Origin of the sequence: Carboxylicivirga caseinilyticus, from assembly GCF_050589785.1 — a bacterium.
Classification (GTDB): Bacteria; Bacteroidota; Bacteroidia; order Bacteroidales; family Marinilabiliaceae; genus Carboxylicivirga; species Carboxylicivirga caseinilyticus.
Genome location: NZ_JBNGOX010000004.1, coordinates 90060 through 107496 on the forward strand (window position 1 = coordinate 90060; position 17437 = coordinate 107496).

Annotated in this window: 7 protein-coding genes; 6 read left to right on the top strand and 1 reads right to left on the bottom strand. The window is 38.3% G+C overall.

The window, feature by feature from the left end; all coding sequences use genetic code 11:
- The first annotated feature begins 31 nt into the window (after positions 1-31).
- The 6 genes from ACRD62_RS03060 (at position 32) to ACRD62_RS03085 (ending at position 12719) form a co-directional block, all read left to right on the top strand.
- A complete protein-coding gene (locus tag ACRD62_RS03060; protein ID WP_430818648.1) occupies positions 32-1549 on the top strand; it encodes a sulfatase family protein in 1518 nt (505 codons plus the stop codon).
- 213 nt (positions 1550-1762) lie between these two features.
- Positions 1763-4870, top strand: a complete 3108-nt coding sequence (locus tag ACRD62_RS03065; protein WP_430818649.1) for a glycoside hydrolase family 88 protein — start codon at positions 1763-1765, stop codon at positions 4868-4870.
- Between the two features lie 30 nt (positions 4871-4900).
- On the top strand, positions 4901-5644 hold the full coding sequence (locus ACRD62_RS03070) for a rhamnogalacturonan acetylesterase (protein ID WP_430818650.1): 744 nt from the start codon (positions 4901-4903) through the stop codon (positions 5642-5644).
- On the top strand, positions 5628-8408 hold the full coding sequence (locus ACRD62_RS03075) for an alpha-L-rhamnosidase (RefSeq protein WP_430818651.1): 2781 nt from the start codon (positions 5628-5630) through the stop codon (positions 8406-8408). The genes ACRD62_RS03070 and ACRD62_RS03075 overlap by 17 nt, the downstream gene beginning before the upstream one ends.
- 21 nt (positions 8409-8429) lie before the next feature.
- Positions 8430-9881 (top strand): glycoside hydrolase family 28 protein, encoded by a 1452-nt coding sequence (locus ACRD62_RS03080; protein ID WP_430818652.1) that lies wholly within the window; start codon positions 8430-8432, stop codon positions 9879-9881.
- A gap of 6 nt (positions 9882-9887) precedes the next feature.
- Positions 9888-12719: a glycoside hydrolase family 2 protein gene (locus ACRD62_RS03085; protein ID WP_430818653.1), complete on the top strand. Its 2832-nt coding sequence runs from the start codon at positions 9888-9890 to the stop codon at positions 12717-12719.
- A 255-nt stretch (positions 12720-12974) separates the two neighbouring features.
- Here the strand turns inward: ACRD62_RS03085 and ACRD62_RS03090 are convergent, their stop codons facing one another.
- Complete coding sequence (locus tag ACRD62_RS03090; protein ID WP_430818655.1) at positions 12975-17279, bottom strand: hybrid sensor histidine kinase/response regulator; 4305 nt, start codon at positions 17277-17279, stop codon at positions 12975-12977.
- Positions 17280-17437: the final 158 nt, after the last annotated feature.

Genomic DNA, 17437 nt, shown 5'->3' on the forward strand with positions numbered 1-17437 from the left:
CAGTATTGAATACAACAATTAAATCATATTTATGAATAACAAACAAAATAGGAAACTAATTCAATTAATTGCATTCCTGATGCTGTTACTCATTCTTATGGCCTGTGAAACAAAGACTGCAACAACACAATCTGCAAAGCCTAACATCATTTTTTTGATGGATGATCAGCATCGGCATGATGCTATAGGTATTGTAGATTCAACAATGTACACACCGGCACTTGACAAACTAGCTAAAGAAGGGATTCGTTTTACCCAGGCTGTTTGTCAGGCACCAATGTGTGTTGCCAGCCGAAATTCAATGATGTTCGGAATGTATCCGAACCAGGTTGGTATCGTAAGAAATGAACACGGATTAAGAGATTCTTTATTGCCTGCAAAAACACTGGCACAGTTATTTCAGGATGCAGGCTATGAAACAGCTGGTTTTGGAAAAACCCATTGGGGAACCAGTTCTCAACCATTTATTCCGTCAACCCGTGGTTTTGAAACTCGTTATATTGGTGAATGTCGCGAAGAAGGAGCCGTTATGATGATTGACGTTGCTCCTGATCGTAAAGAAAGATACAACGAAGAAGTTAAAGAGTACGGAGGTGGCGAAGAAAAACCATTAGGATATATAGGTAGAACCAGTGGAATCGCTGAAGGTGACCATCGTGATGGCTGGGTGTTCGAGCAATGTTTGAATTACATTAATAATCGACAGGACGAAAGACCGCTTTTCCTGTATTTATCATTTTTAAAACCACATGCCGGACATAATGTCCCTGAAGGATACGAATCTCATTACGATCTTGAAAACACTGAATATGCAGAACAACCTTTCTGGGATGAAGATCACTCAGAACATGCATTTGGGGTAAACAGAAGAGATATGTATATCAACTTCTGGAAAGATGCAACAGAAGAACAGTGGAAAGAAATGACCTTGCGATACAAAGCTAACTGCTCATGGACTGACCATATGTTTAAGCGAACTCTGGCTGCCCTCGATGAGAAAAACCTTTTAGATAATGCAATCATTATCTATGTTTCAGATCATGGCGAGATGCTGGGTGAGCGCTATTATCGATTTAATAAGTATTGCCTTTACGAATCAAGTGTAAGGGTTCCGTTTATAATCTCAGGAAAAGCACTCCCAAAAGAATTAATGGGCAAAGAAGATAGTCGTAATGCAGAACTGATTGATGTTCTTCCAACCCTACTTTCAGCTGCTAACATTGAAATACCTCAAAGTGCAATGGGAATAAACCTGCTCGACACAAATACAAGCCGACAAGGAAGTTTTTGTGCACTGCACGAAAAGAAAGATCAGGCAGCGTTTATGTGGCGAAATGCACAACATAAACTCATATTGGTGATGAACCGGAAAAGTAATTTAAGCGAATACAATAAGGATGATATCATTGATGGTGAGTTTTACGATCTGGAAAATGATCCACAGGAATGGAATAATAAATATCATTCATCCGAAAGTGATCCAATAATGACTAGAATGAAGGATGAATTGCTGAATCACTTAAAATCACAGGTTAAAAGCAAAATATAATCAGAGAAATAACACAAATTAATCAAATTATATAACAAAAGTTACATAAGCACTAAAACCAATAATACTGTAATTACATTGAATGCCGGATTATAAAACAGGGTAGCAAAATTTAAAGGTCTTTGCACAATTTTCCATTTCGCTACAATTCATCGGCAAGTATTTTTACATTAAAATAAATGAGCATTGCTCATACTGAATTTGACAAAAACTATGAAAAGATCTACAGGAATATTATTCATTTTATTAATCTCATTAACCCTTCTTCCCATTGAATTGGGAGCTCAAAAAAAGGGATCTAAGAAGGTTGAATTAAACGATTCAAATACTCCACTTCATCTGTTACAACCCGATTATTCATTTAATTACCATGTGCCAACCATTAATGAAGTGGCTGGTAAAATGGATGGGATCCTGCAATATCTTTCAAACTCAACGCCACCTGCTATCATCAATAAGCAAACCAATAGTATTGTTACCGATTACTCAACGATTGATCGTAATTGTGAATTACAAAAAGGTGATTTCAGGTTAACTTCATACGAATGGGGCGTTACCTATGCAGCAATGCTGAAAATGAACCAGGCTACAGATAATCCTCAGTATTTAAAATATGTTACAGACCGATTGGATTTTCTGGCTGAAGTATCACCATACTTTTCAAATATCCTGGATGAAACAGGGATCATTGATCCTTTAATGAATAAAGTTGTCAATCCTCATGCATTGGACGATGCCGGTGCCATGTGTGCTGCGGTTATCAAAACAGGCCGTCAAACCGGGAATCTTAAAAGCTATCAACCAATGATTGACCGATACATAGACTATATCATGTATCATCAACAACGATTATACGATGGCACTTTCGCCCGCAATCGTCCTTTACACAACGCAGTATGGACGGATGATATGTTTATGAGTATTCCGGCTTTACTGCAAAAAGCACCTTTCGATACCGACCTTGATTTTAACGGAGAGGCTGTAAAACAGATAAAGCTTTTTAAAGAAAAAATGTGGGTGCCTGAAAAAGGCCTCTTCCGCCATGGATGGGTGGAAGGACAAAATCCTCAGCCAGACTTTTTCTGGGCCAGAGCAAACGGATGGGCCTTACTTACCCTGTGTGAAGCTTTGGATATGCTACCTCGCAGTCATCCAGAATATTCAAATATTTTAGAACTCTACCAGACGCATATTCATTCAATTGTTAGCTACCAGTCAGCTAATGGATTATGGCATCAACTAATTGACAAAAACGATAGTTACCTTGAAACATCGGCTACAGCCATATATGTTTATGCCTTGGCACATGGTATTAATAAAGGTTGGATCAGTGCAACCCTGTACGGACCTGCCACCATCCTGGGCTGGAATGCGTTAAATGAGAAAATTACAGATGATGGTAAAGTAGAAGGAACCTGTGTAGGCACCGGAATGGGTTTTGATGCTGCTTTTTATTATCACCGACCAGTAAGCAGTTATGCTGCTCATGGCTATGGTCCGGCACTATTAGCTGGTGCTGAAATTATTGAATTATTAAAGAACTGGCATCCAAAGATGAACGACAGTGCTGTTCATTTTTATAAAATAGCTCAGAATCACAACGAGCCAATCTTTGAAGTGCAGGATCCATCACGCCCTCCATATATGAGAGCAGGAAGCACAAGAAAAGTCAAAAATCCAGTATTATTTATAATTGGTGATTCTACAGTTAAAAATGGCAGTGGTAAAGGAGATCGTGGTCAATGGGGCTGGGGAAGTTTCTTTGACAAGTTTGTAGATACGACAAAAATCTCTGTTGAGAACCATGCTCTTGGCGGAAGAAGCAGCCGCTCGTTCTTAATGGAAGGACTTTGGCAAAAAGTTCTAAAGGGACTTCAACCTGGCGATTATCTGATTATTCAGTTTGGGCACAATGATGGAGGCCCATTGAATACAGGTCGCGCGAGAGCCTCTCTTCACAGTGCCGGTGATGAATCAGAAACGGTTATCATGCAGCGCCATGGAGGACCTGAAACTGTTTATTCATTTGGTCATTATATAAAAACATACATCCGCCAGGCAAAAGCACAAGGTGTAAAAGTAATTGCCTTATCACACACTCCGGGTAACAGATGGACAGGTGACAAAATGAATCGTTGTACAGATACTTTTGCTGCATGGACTAAACAAGTAGCAGAAGAAGAAGGCGTTTGTTACATCGATCATAACAACCTGTGTGCAGAGCAATATGAAGCCATTGGTAAAGAAGCTACCAAACCCTATTACAAGGATAATGTACATACTTCATTCGATGGAGCTATGTTGCACGGCAGAACCTTGGCAAAAGCAATTTTAGATCTTGATCAATGTGATCTCAAAAACTATATAAAACCCGAGACACTAGTAACCAAGAAGAAAGTAGCGCCTAAACCACTATATCGCGACCCGGTATTTGATGGTGCTGCCGATCCTGAAGTGGTTTGGAATGAAAAAGAACAACGATGGTTTATGTTCTATACCAATAGAAGAGCCAATATGAAAAATCCGAATGGCGTTGATTGGGTACATGGCACTAAAATCAATATTGCTGAATCGTTGGATAACGGATTAACATGGGAATTCAGAGGATCGGCCAATATCAACTATGGCATTGATGAATATACCTACTGGGCTCCGGATATTGTTGAATTTGAAGGAAAATATCATATGTTCCTAACCATTGTTCCGGGTATATTTTCTGATTGGAGTCATCCCCGTCATATTGTGCATTTAACCAGTACAAATCTGTTAGATTGGGATTTTCAATCAAAATTGAATTTAACATCTGATAAAGTAATTGACGCAGGTGTTATTCAAAAACCGGATGGCACATGGCGAATGTTTTACAATAACGAAAAAGATGGAAAAACCATCTATTATGCCGACAGTCCTGACTTATACAAATGGGAAGACAAGGGTAAAATAATAGCCGAACGTGGTGAAGGCCCTAAAGTATTCCAATGGAAAGAGCATTATTTCATGGTGATTGATACATGGAGAGGTCTGGCCATCCATTCTTCTATTGATCTGGACAACTGGACTCGTCAACCCGATCATATCCTGCAAAAAGGCGGATCAGGTAAGGATGATGGCGTGCATGGTCAGCATTGTGATGTGATTGTCAGCAACAACAAAGCCTATATCTTTTACTTTACTCATCCGGGACGGATTGGGGATAAAGCCAAAGAAAACACATACGACACACGTCGCACTTCCATTCAGGTTGGAGAACTGGAATATAGTGATGGAAAAATCACCTGCGACCGGGATAAATCTATTGAAATCAATCTAATTCATCAATAATAATCAGCATCAGTCCAAAATAAATCCATTATGAAACCAAAATATCTACTAATTCTGCCACTTCTGCTTTTGATTTTTAGCTGCGAACAGGAAAAACCGGTTAGTGTGCTAATTGCCGGAGATTCAACGGCTCAATCGTACGACACGACTCAAACACTTATGCGTGGCTGGGCCCAAATGCTACCACTTTTTTTAGACAGCACCATAACTGTTAAGAATCATGCAAAAGCTGGAAGAAGCACTAAAACATTCATAGAGGAAGAAAGATGGGCTAAGCTGATTGAAGAAACTGAACCAGGTGACTATGTAATTATACAATTCGGTCATAACGATGCCTCTACCCGCCCCGAGCGCCATGCATCGCACGACCAATATCGTCAGAACCTGGTTAACATGATTAACGATGTTAAAGCAAAACAAGCCAATCCTATATTGGCAACTTCAATAGTAATGCGAACCTTTCAGGGCAGGGCTTTAGTTGATGATCGCTTACTTGCTTATCCTGTGATAACACGACAGGTGGCTGATTCATTAAACCTTCCTTTGCTTGATATCTATAGCCGAAGCCGTGATATGATAATCATGCTGGGTGATGAACCATCAAAAGAACTATACATGTGGATTGGTCCTGGTTTAGATAAAAAACGTCCGGATGGATCAGAAGATGACACTCATTTACAGGAAGCCGGAGCAACCGCTGTCGCTGAGTTGGCAGCTAAAGAAATAAAGAAACTTAATCTGAAAAATCTATCATCGCATGTGGTGTTACCTTAGAAAATATAAGCCTTTATTCTTCGGCTTAATACTTTCATTAGTTGCAGCATGTCAACCCGATGTTAAATGGCCGGAAGAATCTGTTACAACCAAGCCGGGTGCCAGATGGTGGTGGTTAGGTAGTGCTGTTGATGAAGCAAACCTGACTCATAACCTTGAAGCCTATTCCAAAGCCGGAATGGGAGCTCTTGAGATAACTCCCATTTACGGTGTTCAGGATAACGACGAAAATGACATCGATTTTCTGTCAGACAGATGGATGGAAGTGTATAAACACACTCAGGCTGAAGCCAAACGTTTGAACATGCAGATTGATATGAATACCGGCACCGGTTGGCCTTTTGGTGGCCCTCAGGTAAAACCCGTAGATGCTGCAACTAAATTAATTATTCAGGAGTACAGTGTAAAATCCGGTGAGTCTCTAAAAATCGACATACTGCCTGAAGACGCCAAACAAATAGAGCATGCACATCTGGCTTGTATCATGGCTTTTAATCAAAATAAGGAATCAGTTGATCTGACTCAAAAAGTTAAGGATGGACATCTTGATTGGACCTCTCCGGAAGGAAACTGGAAAGTAATTGCTTTATTTGAAGGAAACACCTTTCAACAGGTTAAAAGAGCTGCTCCGGGAGGTAAAGGTCTGGTGATCGATCATTTCTCAGCATCGGCACTACCTCATTATCTGCAACGATTCACCGATGCTTTTTCTAAAAGCAATGCCCCTGCCCCAGGATTCTTCTTCACCGATTCATATGAAGTATACCAGGCAGACTGGACCCCAGGACTTTTAAAAGCCTTTGAGAATAAGTATCAATATAAATTACAAGACTATCTTCCTTATTTTTTAAGTAACGAGAAGAATGATACCACAGCCCGCATTATTACTGATTATCGTGAGTTATTAAATGATTTACTGCTTAATAATTTCACCAAAAAATGGACTGGCTGGGCCCATGAGATGGGAGCTCAAACCCGCAGTCAGGCACATGGCTCGCCAGGTAACCTGATTGACATATACGCAGCTGTTGATGTACCTGAATGCGAAGGCTTTGGTTTGTCTGATTTTCATATTAAGGGCTTACGACACGATTCATTAACCCGTCATAACGATTCTGATTTATCGATGCTCAAATATGCCTCATCAGCAGCGCATATTGCAGGTAAACCATTTACTTCATCCGAGACATTTACATGGCTTACAGAGCACTTTCGTACTTCTCTTGCTCAATGCAAACCCGATCTGGATCTTATGTTTGTCTCAGGTGTTAATCGCATGTATTTTCATGGTACAACCTATAGCCCGCAAGAAGCAGAATGGCCGGGATGGAAATTTTATGCATCCATCGATATGAGTCCGACAAACCCTTTATGGGAAGATGCAAGCCCATTCTTTAAATACATCTCGCGATCACAAGCATTTCTGCAGATGGGTGAGCCGGATAACGATTTTTTAGTTTATCTGCCTGTTTATGATATGTGGCACGAACAAGATGGTCGTTTGCTGATGTTTGATATTCACAAGATGAATGAAAGAGCACCTGAGTTTATTGAAGTCATTCATCGAATTAGTAATGCCGGATATGACGTTGACTACATATCGGATAGCTTTATTAAAAGCACCGAAGTTAAGAATGGGGATTTGATGACTTCTGGTGGAGTCACTTATAAGGCTTTGATTGTTCCGGCTGCAAAAAAAATGCCGGTAGCAGTACTGCAACATCTGATTCAACTTGCAAAAGAAGGAGCCCAAATTATCTTTATGGATCATTATCCAAATGATGTTCCCGGATTTCATCAACTTGATGAGCGGCAAAAGAGCTTCCTGAATTACCTAAAAGAATTACCTGAGAGTACGTTTGGTAAAAGTGAAAAGTATGAATTTGGCAAGGGTTCAATCATTACGGGTTCTGATTTTGTTTCTACACTTGCCAAGACAGAAACAGCTTCTGAAGAACTAAAGAAAGAATACGGGCTATCCTATATTCGTCGTAAGAATACAAAAGGACACCATTATTTCATCAGTGCTTTAAAAGAAAGCTATACAGATGAATGGATTACCCTTGCAAAGCCGTTTCAGTCAGCATTGATATTTGACCCTCTTTCAGGTGAAATAGGGCAAGCTGCTATACGAGAGAAAAACGGATCAAAACAGGTACGTATCCAGTTGGAATCAGGTCAGTCTTTGATTCTGCAAACTTTCTCAAACGAATCACCTTCATGTAATTCATGGGCTTATGTTGATGAATATAAAACTCCATTTGTACTTAATAACAACTGGCAATTATCATTCACAAAAAGTATTCCTGAAATAACAGATACTTTTAAGTTGCCATCAGTTCAATCATGGACTATGCTTCCAGACGAGAATGCTTCAGTAGCCATGGCAAGGGGTAAGTACACCACCACATTCTCAGCGAATAAAGACATGGCAGACGACTGGATTCTGGATTTGGGTGATGTTCGTGAGACTGCCCGGGTATCCGTTAACGGAATTGTTGTTGACACCTTATGGTCAGTACCATATCATGTACACATCGGCTCATACCTTAAAGATGGATTGAATACCCTTGAAATAGAAGTAACCAATCTTCCTGCCAATTACATTTCAAAGTTGGACAGAGATGGTGTTAAATGGAGAAAATTCAAAGAGATTAACCTTGTAGACATCAAGTATTCAAGAAAACTCTACAATGATTGGGAAATTATGCCTTCCGGATTAAATAGCGAAGTGAAGTTGATTCCGGTGAACCTATCAAATTAATAAAACTTAATTGTTTTGATTATGAAGACTTTGTCAATTATATTACTACTTATAAATTTTCATCTGTGTCCCGGTGAAAGCGAAAAGGATTCCATACCTCATTTCGAATGGATGGAACAAGTAGGAGCTCAATCGTTTCCAACAAGTGATAAAGTTTTCAATGTAAAAAATTACGGAGCCGTTGGGGATGCCATTCAAATGAATACCACTGCAATCCAAAAAGCCATTGATGATGCAGTGACCTCAGGAGGAGGCATAGTTACTTTTGAACCAGGTATTTATCTTACAGGATCGTTGTTTATAGGCGATAATATTAATTTTCATATTCCCAAAGGTACCATGCTTATTGGCAGCCAGAATTTGAATGATTATAAGCAGATAGACACCAGGGTAGCTGGATTGGAAATGAAATGGCCGGCAGCTTTGGTAAATATTATTGGTAAAAAAAATGCTGCCATTACCGGTAATGGAACCATTCATGGTAAAGGAAAAGTTTTCTGGGATAAATATTGGGACATGCGACGTGAATATGAACCTAAAGGATTACGCTGGATTGTTGATTATGATTGCGAACGTCCAAGAGGGATTCTAATTTCAGACAGTGAAGATATAACTGTTGATGGTGTTGTTCTGTACCAACCTGGATTCTGGAGTTTGCACATTCTTTACTCAAGTCATGTTTCTGTTCGTAACATGATTATTAGTAATAACATTGAAGGCCACGGCCCAAGCACTGATGGTATCGACATCGACTCATCCTCGTTTATTCTGGTTGAGAACAGCACGATCAATTGTAACGATGATAATTTTTGTTTGAAAGCCGGCAGAGATGCCGATGGACTAAAAGTTAACCGACCATGCGAATACATTGTTATCCGGGAATGTTATGCAGGTATCGGTGCCGGATTAATCACTTGTGGAAGCGAGACATCTGGCAGCATTCGCAACGTGGTGGCTTATAACCTGCGAGCTGAAAACACCACTTACGGTCTTCGTTTTAAAAGTGCGATGAATCGTGGTGGCACAGTAGAAGATATTTATTTGTCTAATATCGATATGAAGGGCGTAAATTTTCCAATTTCTGTCGATTTAAACTGGAATCCAACCTATAGCTATTCAACTCTACCCGAAGGTTATAGTGTTGATGAAGTTCCGGAACACTGGATTAAAATGCTGGAGAAAGTGGACCCAAAAGAAGGAACCCCTAAATTTAAAAACATTGTTTTCAATGACCTCACTGCCAATGATGCCGAGGTATGTATCCGAATTGGAGGCATTGAATCCAGTACCATTGATAATTTCATTTTCAAAAACGTATCGCTTGAAGGCAAGAAATCCGGTTTTATTAAGTATGCCAATAACTGGGATTGTGAATCCTTAAGCATTAACGGATTGGATGAAATAAAATTAGAGAACAACAAAAAGGTTAAATTACAATTTAACGAACTTGTAGATCAGTCAACAACAAAATAAGATATAATGAAACGCAACCTGTTTTTAATCTGCTCCATATTACTGACAACACTAATAGTTAAAGGCCAATCAACTGAACAATTATATCTTTCAGGCACTGGTTTGGACAATACCGTTACATGGGATTTCCTCTGCTCAGGTGGCAACAACAGTGGTAAATGGGGTAAAATACAAGTCCCTTCACAATGGGAACTACAAGGATACGGTGAATATACATATGGTCGCTGGTACAAAAAAGGTGAAGAAGTTTCAAAAGAAACAGGTACTTACCGTCACTCTTTCAAGGTGCCAAAATCATGGTCAGACAAACAGGTTAGTATTGTTTTTGAAGGCTCTATGACCGATACTGAAGTATTTGTAAACGGCCATAAAGCTGGTGAAATGCATCAGGGTGGTTTTTATCGCTTTTCGTATGACATAACAGATAAACTTCTGGTAGGTAAGAAAAACAGACTGGAAGTAATTGTTCATAAACACTCCGAAAACGCAAGTATTAACCGTGCTGAAAGAATGGCTGACTGGTGGTTGTTCGGTGGAATATATCGTCCGGTTTACCTTGAGGCCAAACCTCAACAGGCCATTTCGCATGTTGCTGTTGATGCCCGCGCCGATGGTACTTTAATGGCTAATGTGGATTTATCGGTACCCTTAGTAGGTGCTAAAATAATTGCTTCTATTGAACCACTTACAGGAGAAGGCTCTTTTAATGAAGTATCAATTCCTTTAAAAGACAGCGAGTTAAAACAAACTATCAGCACAAAATGGGACAACGTAATTAACTGGAATCCTGAATTTCCACAATTGTATGTTTTAAAACTGAAGCTGATTGATAAAAATAACCAGACTTTACACACCTGGAACTCGCGTATCGGGTTCAGAACCGTTGAATTCCGACCAAAAGACGGTATATATGTAAACGATACCAAAATAGTAATGAAAGGTATCAATCGTCACTCCTTCCATCCTGATGGAGGAAGAACTACCAACCGAGAGATCAGTAAATCAGACGTACTGCTGATGAAAGAAATGAACATAAACGCTGTACGTTTTCACTATCCTCCTGATCCACACTTTCTTGACATGTGTGATTCAATTGGTTTATTTGTAATGGATGAGCTGGCAGGTTGGCAAAATTGCTATGACTCAAAGGTTGGTCCCAAGTTGCAAAAAGAAATGGTGACACGCGATGTAAATCACCCCAGTATAGTTATCTGGAGTAACGGTAACGAAGGTGGATGGAACTACAATCTGGATGCTCATTTTGCCGATTACGATCCACAAAAAAGACATGTGATTCATCCCTGGGCAGATTTCAATGATGTGGATGCACACCATTACCCAACCTACCTGACTGGTGTTGCACGTTTTACCAATGGATATAAAGTATTTTTACCAACTGAGTTTATGCACGGAATGTACGACCAGGGACATGGTGCAGGTCTGGAAGATTTCTGGGTTAACTGGACTTCTCACCCTCTGTTTGCAGGTGGTTTTATGTGGGCGTTCTGCGATAATGCTGTAAAACGCTCGGACAGAGGTGGCAAACTGGATTCTGATGATTTCCGTGCGCCGGATGGTATTGTTGGACCATACCGCGAAAAAGAAGGAAGTGTCTTTACAGTGCGGGAAGTTTGGGCTCCAATTCAGTTTAAACAGCTGTTCATCACCCCGTCATTCAAAGGAAACTTTACTATTTCAAATACTTTCTTGTTTACTAACCTGAAAGATTGTAAGGCTCAATACAAGCTTTATTCAATCGATTCACCTTTAAAAGGTGCCAAAAAAGAGGTATTATCAGAAGGTAACTTAACACTACCTGCAATTGATCCAGGTGAAACTGGAATGGCTAGAATGGAACTTCCTGCTAATTTCTTTGATGGTGATGTTTTGGAACTGGAAGCTTTTGATCCGCATGGCAATTCAATTTGTACCTGGTCATGGACAGTTAAATATGCTGGTGATTATTTTAAAACACAGGAAGAAGCTGCAAAAAACAGCAGTGCAGTAAAGATCTCAGAGCAGGATACAACAACTACTTTATCATCGAATGGTGTATCGGTTACATTTAATCAATCCAATGGTCAACTGGTAAAAATTACAAACCCCAATGGTGAGATACCTTTTAATAACGGACCTGTTGCTGTTGGTATGAAGATCCAGTTTAAAGAGTATTATACCCTTCAGGATGAGAACTCTGCAATTTTTGTAGCAAAATATCTGGGAGCCATCGATTCTATTGCATGGACTATGAATGCTGATGGTTTGTTAAAAATGGATGCAGTTATGCTGAACCGGGCCAGAGGTGGTCAGGGTTTTGATGACGCATTTACCGATGATGCCATTTATAATTTCGGACTATCTTTTTCGTATCCTGAAGAATTAGCTAAAGGAATGGAATGGTTTGGACGTGGACCATACCGCGTATGGAAGAACCGCATTAAAGGAACCAACTACAACCTTTGGCAAAAAGATTACAACAATACCACTACTGGTGAAAGTGAGTATGGTTTAACCTATCCTGAGTTCAAAGGATATCATGCCAACCTGTATTGGGCAACTATTGAGTCAGATGAAGCCCCCTTTACTGTTTATTCAGAGACAGACGGTGTATTTATGAGAGTATTTACTCCCGAAGAACCTAAAGGCAGACAGAATGGAAGAAGAACCATGCCTGGTTTCCCCGAAGGTGATATCTCATTCTTATATGATATACCTGCCATACAATCGTTTAAACCTACTTCACAACAGGGACCTCATAGTCAGCCTGGCAATATTCGCATTAAAGTAGGTGATGAAGGTATCAAAATGGTGTTGAATTTTGATTTTAGAAGTAATTAGTAATATAGCTTTAGGTATGAAGAGGAATTTCAGTTTTTGAGATTCCTCTTTTTTATTGCAAAGGTTTAAGATTCAATACATGTAAACCTAATTCATTGGCTTATTGATTTGGCCCATCGCTGAGTGATATTCAATATTTACAAGTTCAATTTGATTTACACTTGACACCCTTTGAATTCTTTAAGCTTTCAAGAATCAAAATAAAAACAATACTCAACAAACTTATGCCCCGATATAATATCCTATTTAAGGTATTTACTTTAAATCTTCAGCCTTTTCATGACTTGAATCTAACTTCAAATCTTCCACTCCAAATTTCGAAGGAGCACAACCAAATTGTGCTTTGAAACACTTACTAAAATAAAACGGATCTTCAATACCTACCTGCCACGATACTTCTGAAACGGTATGTTTTCGTTCAACAAGAAGTTCTGCAGCCCTCTTCATTCGCTTAATTTTTATTAGTTCATTTGGTGAATAACCCGTTAATCCTTTTACCTTTTTATAAAAGATAGTACGCGAGAGTCCGGCTTGCTCGGTAAATTCAGTAACTGTAAAATTGGCATCTGACAGATGTTTATCAACTATATCATTAATTAGAGTATAGAACTCTTTATCTTTTTTCTCTTCACTCAATGCTCCAATCTTCACATCAATATCAACAGAGAAACGCTTTTTAAGTCTCTCACGTTGCTCAATCAGCCCATAAATTCTTGATAACAGGTACTTAAGACTAAATGGCTTCATAATATATGCATCTGCCCCACTCTCGCTACCCTGAAGTTTAATGGTATCTGACGACATGGCTGTTAGAAGAATGATAGGTATATGACTTGTTTCAAAATTATCTTTCAGCCGTCGCGTCACTTCCAAACCGTCCATTTCAGGCATTTTAACATCACAAATAATCAATGTTGGATTGATAGCAATGGCTTTTTCAAGTCCTTCTTTTCCGTCAACAGCCAGCTCAACATTAAAGTGATGTCTTAGTTCATCATTCAGATATTCTCTTATATCATAGTTATCATCAATGATCAGAATCTTAGAACTAGATGGACTAGCCGGACGCTTAATTTCAGCTTCTACTTTCTGTTCAATAATCTTATCAGCATTTTCAACTGTAGGCTGAGAATTTACATAGTTGGCATCTTTATACAATTCTTCGTTAGTTGGCAACTCAACTGTAAACACCGAGCCTTTGCCCTCATTTGGTTGATAACTTACTTTACCCTGATGAGCTTCCACAAATTCCTTCACCAATTCAAGACCTACTCCGGTTCCTTCTGCCGAGAATGTAACCTGTTTGAATCGGCTAAACAATAGATCCTGCTTATCTTTAGGTACTCCAATACCCGAATCTGCGACTGAGATAATGCATTTCTTCTCATCTTCATCCTTTTGTAATTTAAAAACAATGGATCCGTTATGAGGTGTAAACTTAAAGGCATTGGATAACAGGTTAAATAATATCTTTTCCAGCTTATTACGATCAACATAGAAATACCATTTATCATCCAACCCTTCAAACTGGTAATCAATCCCTTTTTGAAATGCAATTTCCTTAAACTCGTAATATACATTTAAAGCATATTCATTAATTTCAGTCTTTTCAAGATTAAGAGTAAGTATATTATTTTGTAACTTCCTGAATTCGAGCAACTGATCAATCAACCTCGACATATGCTGGGTATTTCTGTTCAAAAGAGCAAGGTGACGGTTAACTTCCGGTGAGTGATTCTCTTCATCATTAATTCTTTCCAATGCTCCTTTTATAAGAGTAAGTGGTGTTCTGAACTCATGCGAAACATTGGTAAAGAAACGTAACTTATAATCAGTAAGTTGCTTCTCCATTTTAACAGCCGTATTCAATTTATTGATTCTAAACAAGAAACGAATAAACACCAAGCCTAAAAGTGCAATCACAAAAACATATAAGATAATGGCATATATTGATCGCCAAAACGTTGGCAACACTGTTATTTGACATGTCTTGATTTCGTCATTCCATTGTCCTTCAGCATTTGATCCTTTTACCATAAAAGTATAGGTTCCGGGAGGCATGTTTTTATAGGTAGCCCAGTTATTAGTGCTGGCTTTACTCCAAAACTGATCATAATTCTCCATCTTATAGGAATACTTATTCCTTTTTGGATCTGTTAAATCTAAACAGGCAAAATACAATGTAAATGTTTTCTGTTCGCTTTTGAGCTTTACCTTTTCAACTTTATTTATTGATTCAGTTAATGGTGATTTCTTCTGTGTCGTTTCAATCCTTTGGTCAAGCACATATAAATCAGTTAATGTTACCTTTGGCACTTCTTTTTTATTGGCATCCAGTTCACCCGGATCAAAGACCAACAATCCATCCAAAGTACCCCACAAAAGATATCCGTTATCGTTTCGTAAACAAGCGTTCTCACCATAAAAGTTACCAAAGGAACTATTTGAGAAAAAGTACGTCAGGAATGTTTTGGTGTTTCTATCGAAATGAGCCAGACCGTTTTCTGTTCCTACCCAGATTACACCATCCTTACTCTCCATTACCGAAGTCACAATATCAGATGGCAATCCTTCTTTCTTGGTATACTTTATAAAAGCTCCCTGTCGATCAGGACTATATTTATCAAATAAATTTAATCCTCCTCCGGCAGTTCCAACCCATAACTGCCCAAAACTATCTTCATAAACCGTTTTTACATCATTACAATTTAATCCAACCGGATGCCCTGAATTATAAGTGTAAATTGTATAGGCATTGGGATTGATGTTGATTTCTTCGAATCGAAAACTTATCAATCCTTCATAACTACCAGCCCATATATTACCTTCCCTGTCCTGAATCAGGCACCTTACAAAACTAAGATTACCCTTATTATTAAGAAAATGCTTAAATGTAATACCCTGATCTGTTTCTTCTACCAGATCAATACCACCTCCAAAAGATGCTATCCAAATGCGTTTATCCGTATCCTGAATAATATCAAAAATTGAATTGTGACTTAAACTCTGTTCATCATCATCAGATGCCGTAAAATGATAGTATTCCTTGAACGTCTTTTTATCAATCACATAAACACCATTCCCCTTTGTTCCAACCCAAATACGTCCCTTATCATCTTCACAAACAGTATAAGGATTAATGTTCTTCATAACAACCTTCTTGTTATTCAAATCCTTATCGTACAAATAAAGACTTCCGTTTTTAGTTCCTAACCAAATATTCGAATCAGAATCCTTAACTATAACTCTTACATTATTCCTAGTTCCAATAGAACCTGCAGCCTCTGGTTTAATATATTCAGCATGATATTTTTCCTTCACAACTTTTATAACACCAGCATATTCACATCCAATCCAAAGATTTCCATATTTATCATCAATGATCGAAAGCATATAATCTGAAGCAGGACTATTCTGTAGCTGATCATACTTGTAATTTGTAAGTTGATCTCTTTCTGAATCATAACGATAAAGTCCACTGCCATATGTTGTTATCCAATAAATACCTTCATTATCAATCAAAATATTATAACGTCCATCATCAATTACATTTGCTATCTCAGGTTTTATAAGTTGAAACGATTTAACTATATCTTTTTCTGGATTATAGTAAAAAACCATACCGGAATAATCATATACCCATAAACCTTTTTTCTTATCCAAGAACAACTGTGGTGAACCTTTAAATGTATGAGACAGATTCAGGGCATTTTTAAAATAGTTGCCTGTACTGATATCAATTTTAAACAGTTGTTCATTTAATGTTGATGCAACCAGATAGCTGTTATTCATTCTCTTCAAATCCCGGAAAGTATCTTCAACAGGGCTTCTGAAAGATGAAATAAATGTTTTTGCAGATTGATTAAATCGATGAATGGTTCCATTCGCCATTAGAAAATATATAATACCGCTCTCTTCAACAGCTTCAACAAAAACACCATCATCATTACCTTTAAAGAAATGTTGAATGTCACCGGAAGGATTAAAGCAGTTTAGTCCAGATTCTGAACCAATCCATATTGACTTAGCTGAATCTTCAAACAAAAAATTAATATTCTCATCCGTCAACTGTTTTTTATTAACTGATGAATGGAATAATACCTCAGGTAAATTATTCATTCCCATGGCCATCTTTACACAACCATTCCCTCCCCATAGCCATACATTACCATCAGAGGTCTCAGCAAAGTGAGTAAAAGGCAATGAAATATTTTTACCCTCGTAACTAAATTCTATGAAGTCTTCTGTATTGGGATTATAACAACTAAAAGAGTTGGCATATGTTAATATCCAAATAAAACCATTCCTGTCCTCATAAATACCTTTTACCCGTTGATCAGGTATATTTGTGGGAGCATCAGCTTCCGGTTTATAGGTAATAAAACGGTTGCCATCGTAACGCACTAAACCATCAAGTGTACCTACCCATAAAAAGCCTTTATTGTCGACAAGAATACTACGTACGGTATTTTGAGAAAGTCCCTCTTTTGTACTAATCTGACTAAATGTAATGGTTTCCTGAGCATAAATACCTATACCTGTAAACAAGTACAGAAACATAACCCATAAAATAAGCCTTTCCCTATAGATCATCTTTATTCAATGATAATTGCGAATTTTCAACAGATTTCGCTTGTAATAATTAAGGTAATAAAATTATATAATATAATATACATGCAGAAGAATATGTCAATTTTTTCAGTTCTTTGTATTATTAT

Excerpts from the sequence above, each read along its gene's own strand:
- ACRD62_RS03060 (WP_430818648.1), top strand. The coding sequence starts at position 32 with ATGAATAACAAACAAAATAGGAAACTAATTCAATTAATTGCATTCCTG.
- ACRD62_RS03065 (WP_430818649.1), top strand. The coding sequence starts at position 1,763 with ATGAAAAGATCTACAGGAATATTATTCATTTTATTAATCTCATTAACC.
- ACRD62_RS03070 (WP_430818650.1), top strand. The coding sequence starts at position 4,901 with ATGAAACCAAAATATCTACTAATTCTGCCACTTCTGCTTTTGATTTTT.
- ACRD62_RS03075 (WP_430818651.1), top strand. The coding sequence starts at position 5,628 with ATGTGGTGTTACCTTAGAAAATATAAGCCTTTATTCTTCGGCTTAATA.
- ACRD62_RS03080 (WP_430818652.1), top strand. The coding sequence starts at position 8,430 with ATGAAGACTTTGTCAATTATATTACTACTTATAAATTTTCATCTGTGT.
- ACRD62_RS03085 (WP_430818653.1), top strand. The coding sequence starts at position 9,888 with ATGAAACGCAACCTGTTTTTAATCTGCTCCATATTACTGACAACACTA.
- ACRD62_RS03090 (WP_430818655.1), bottom strand. The coding sequence starts at position 17,279 with ATGTTTCTGTACTTGTTTACAGGTATAGGTATTTATGCTCAGGAAACC.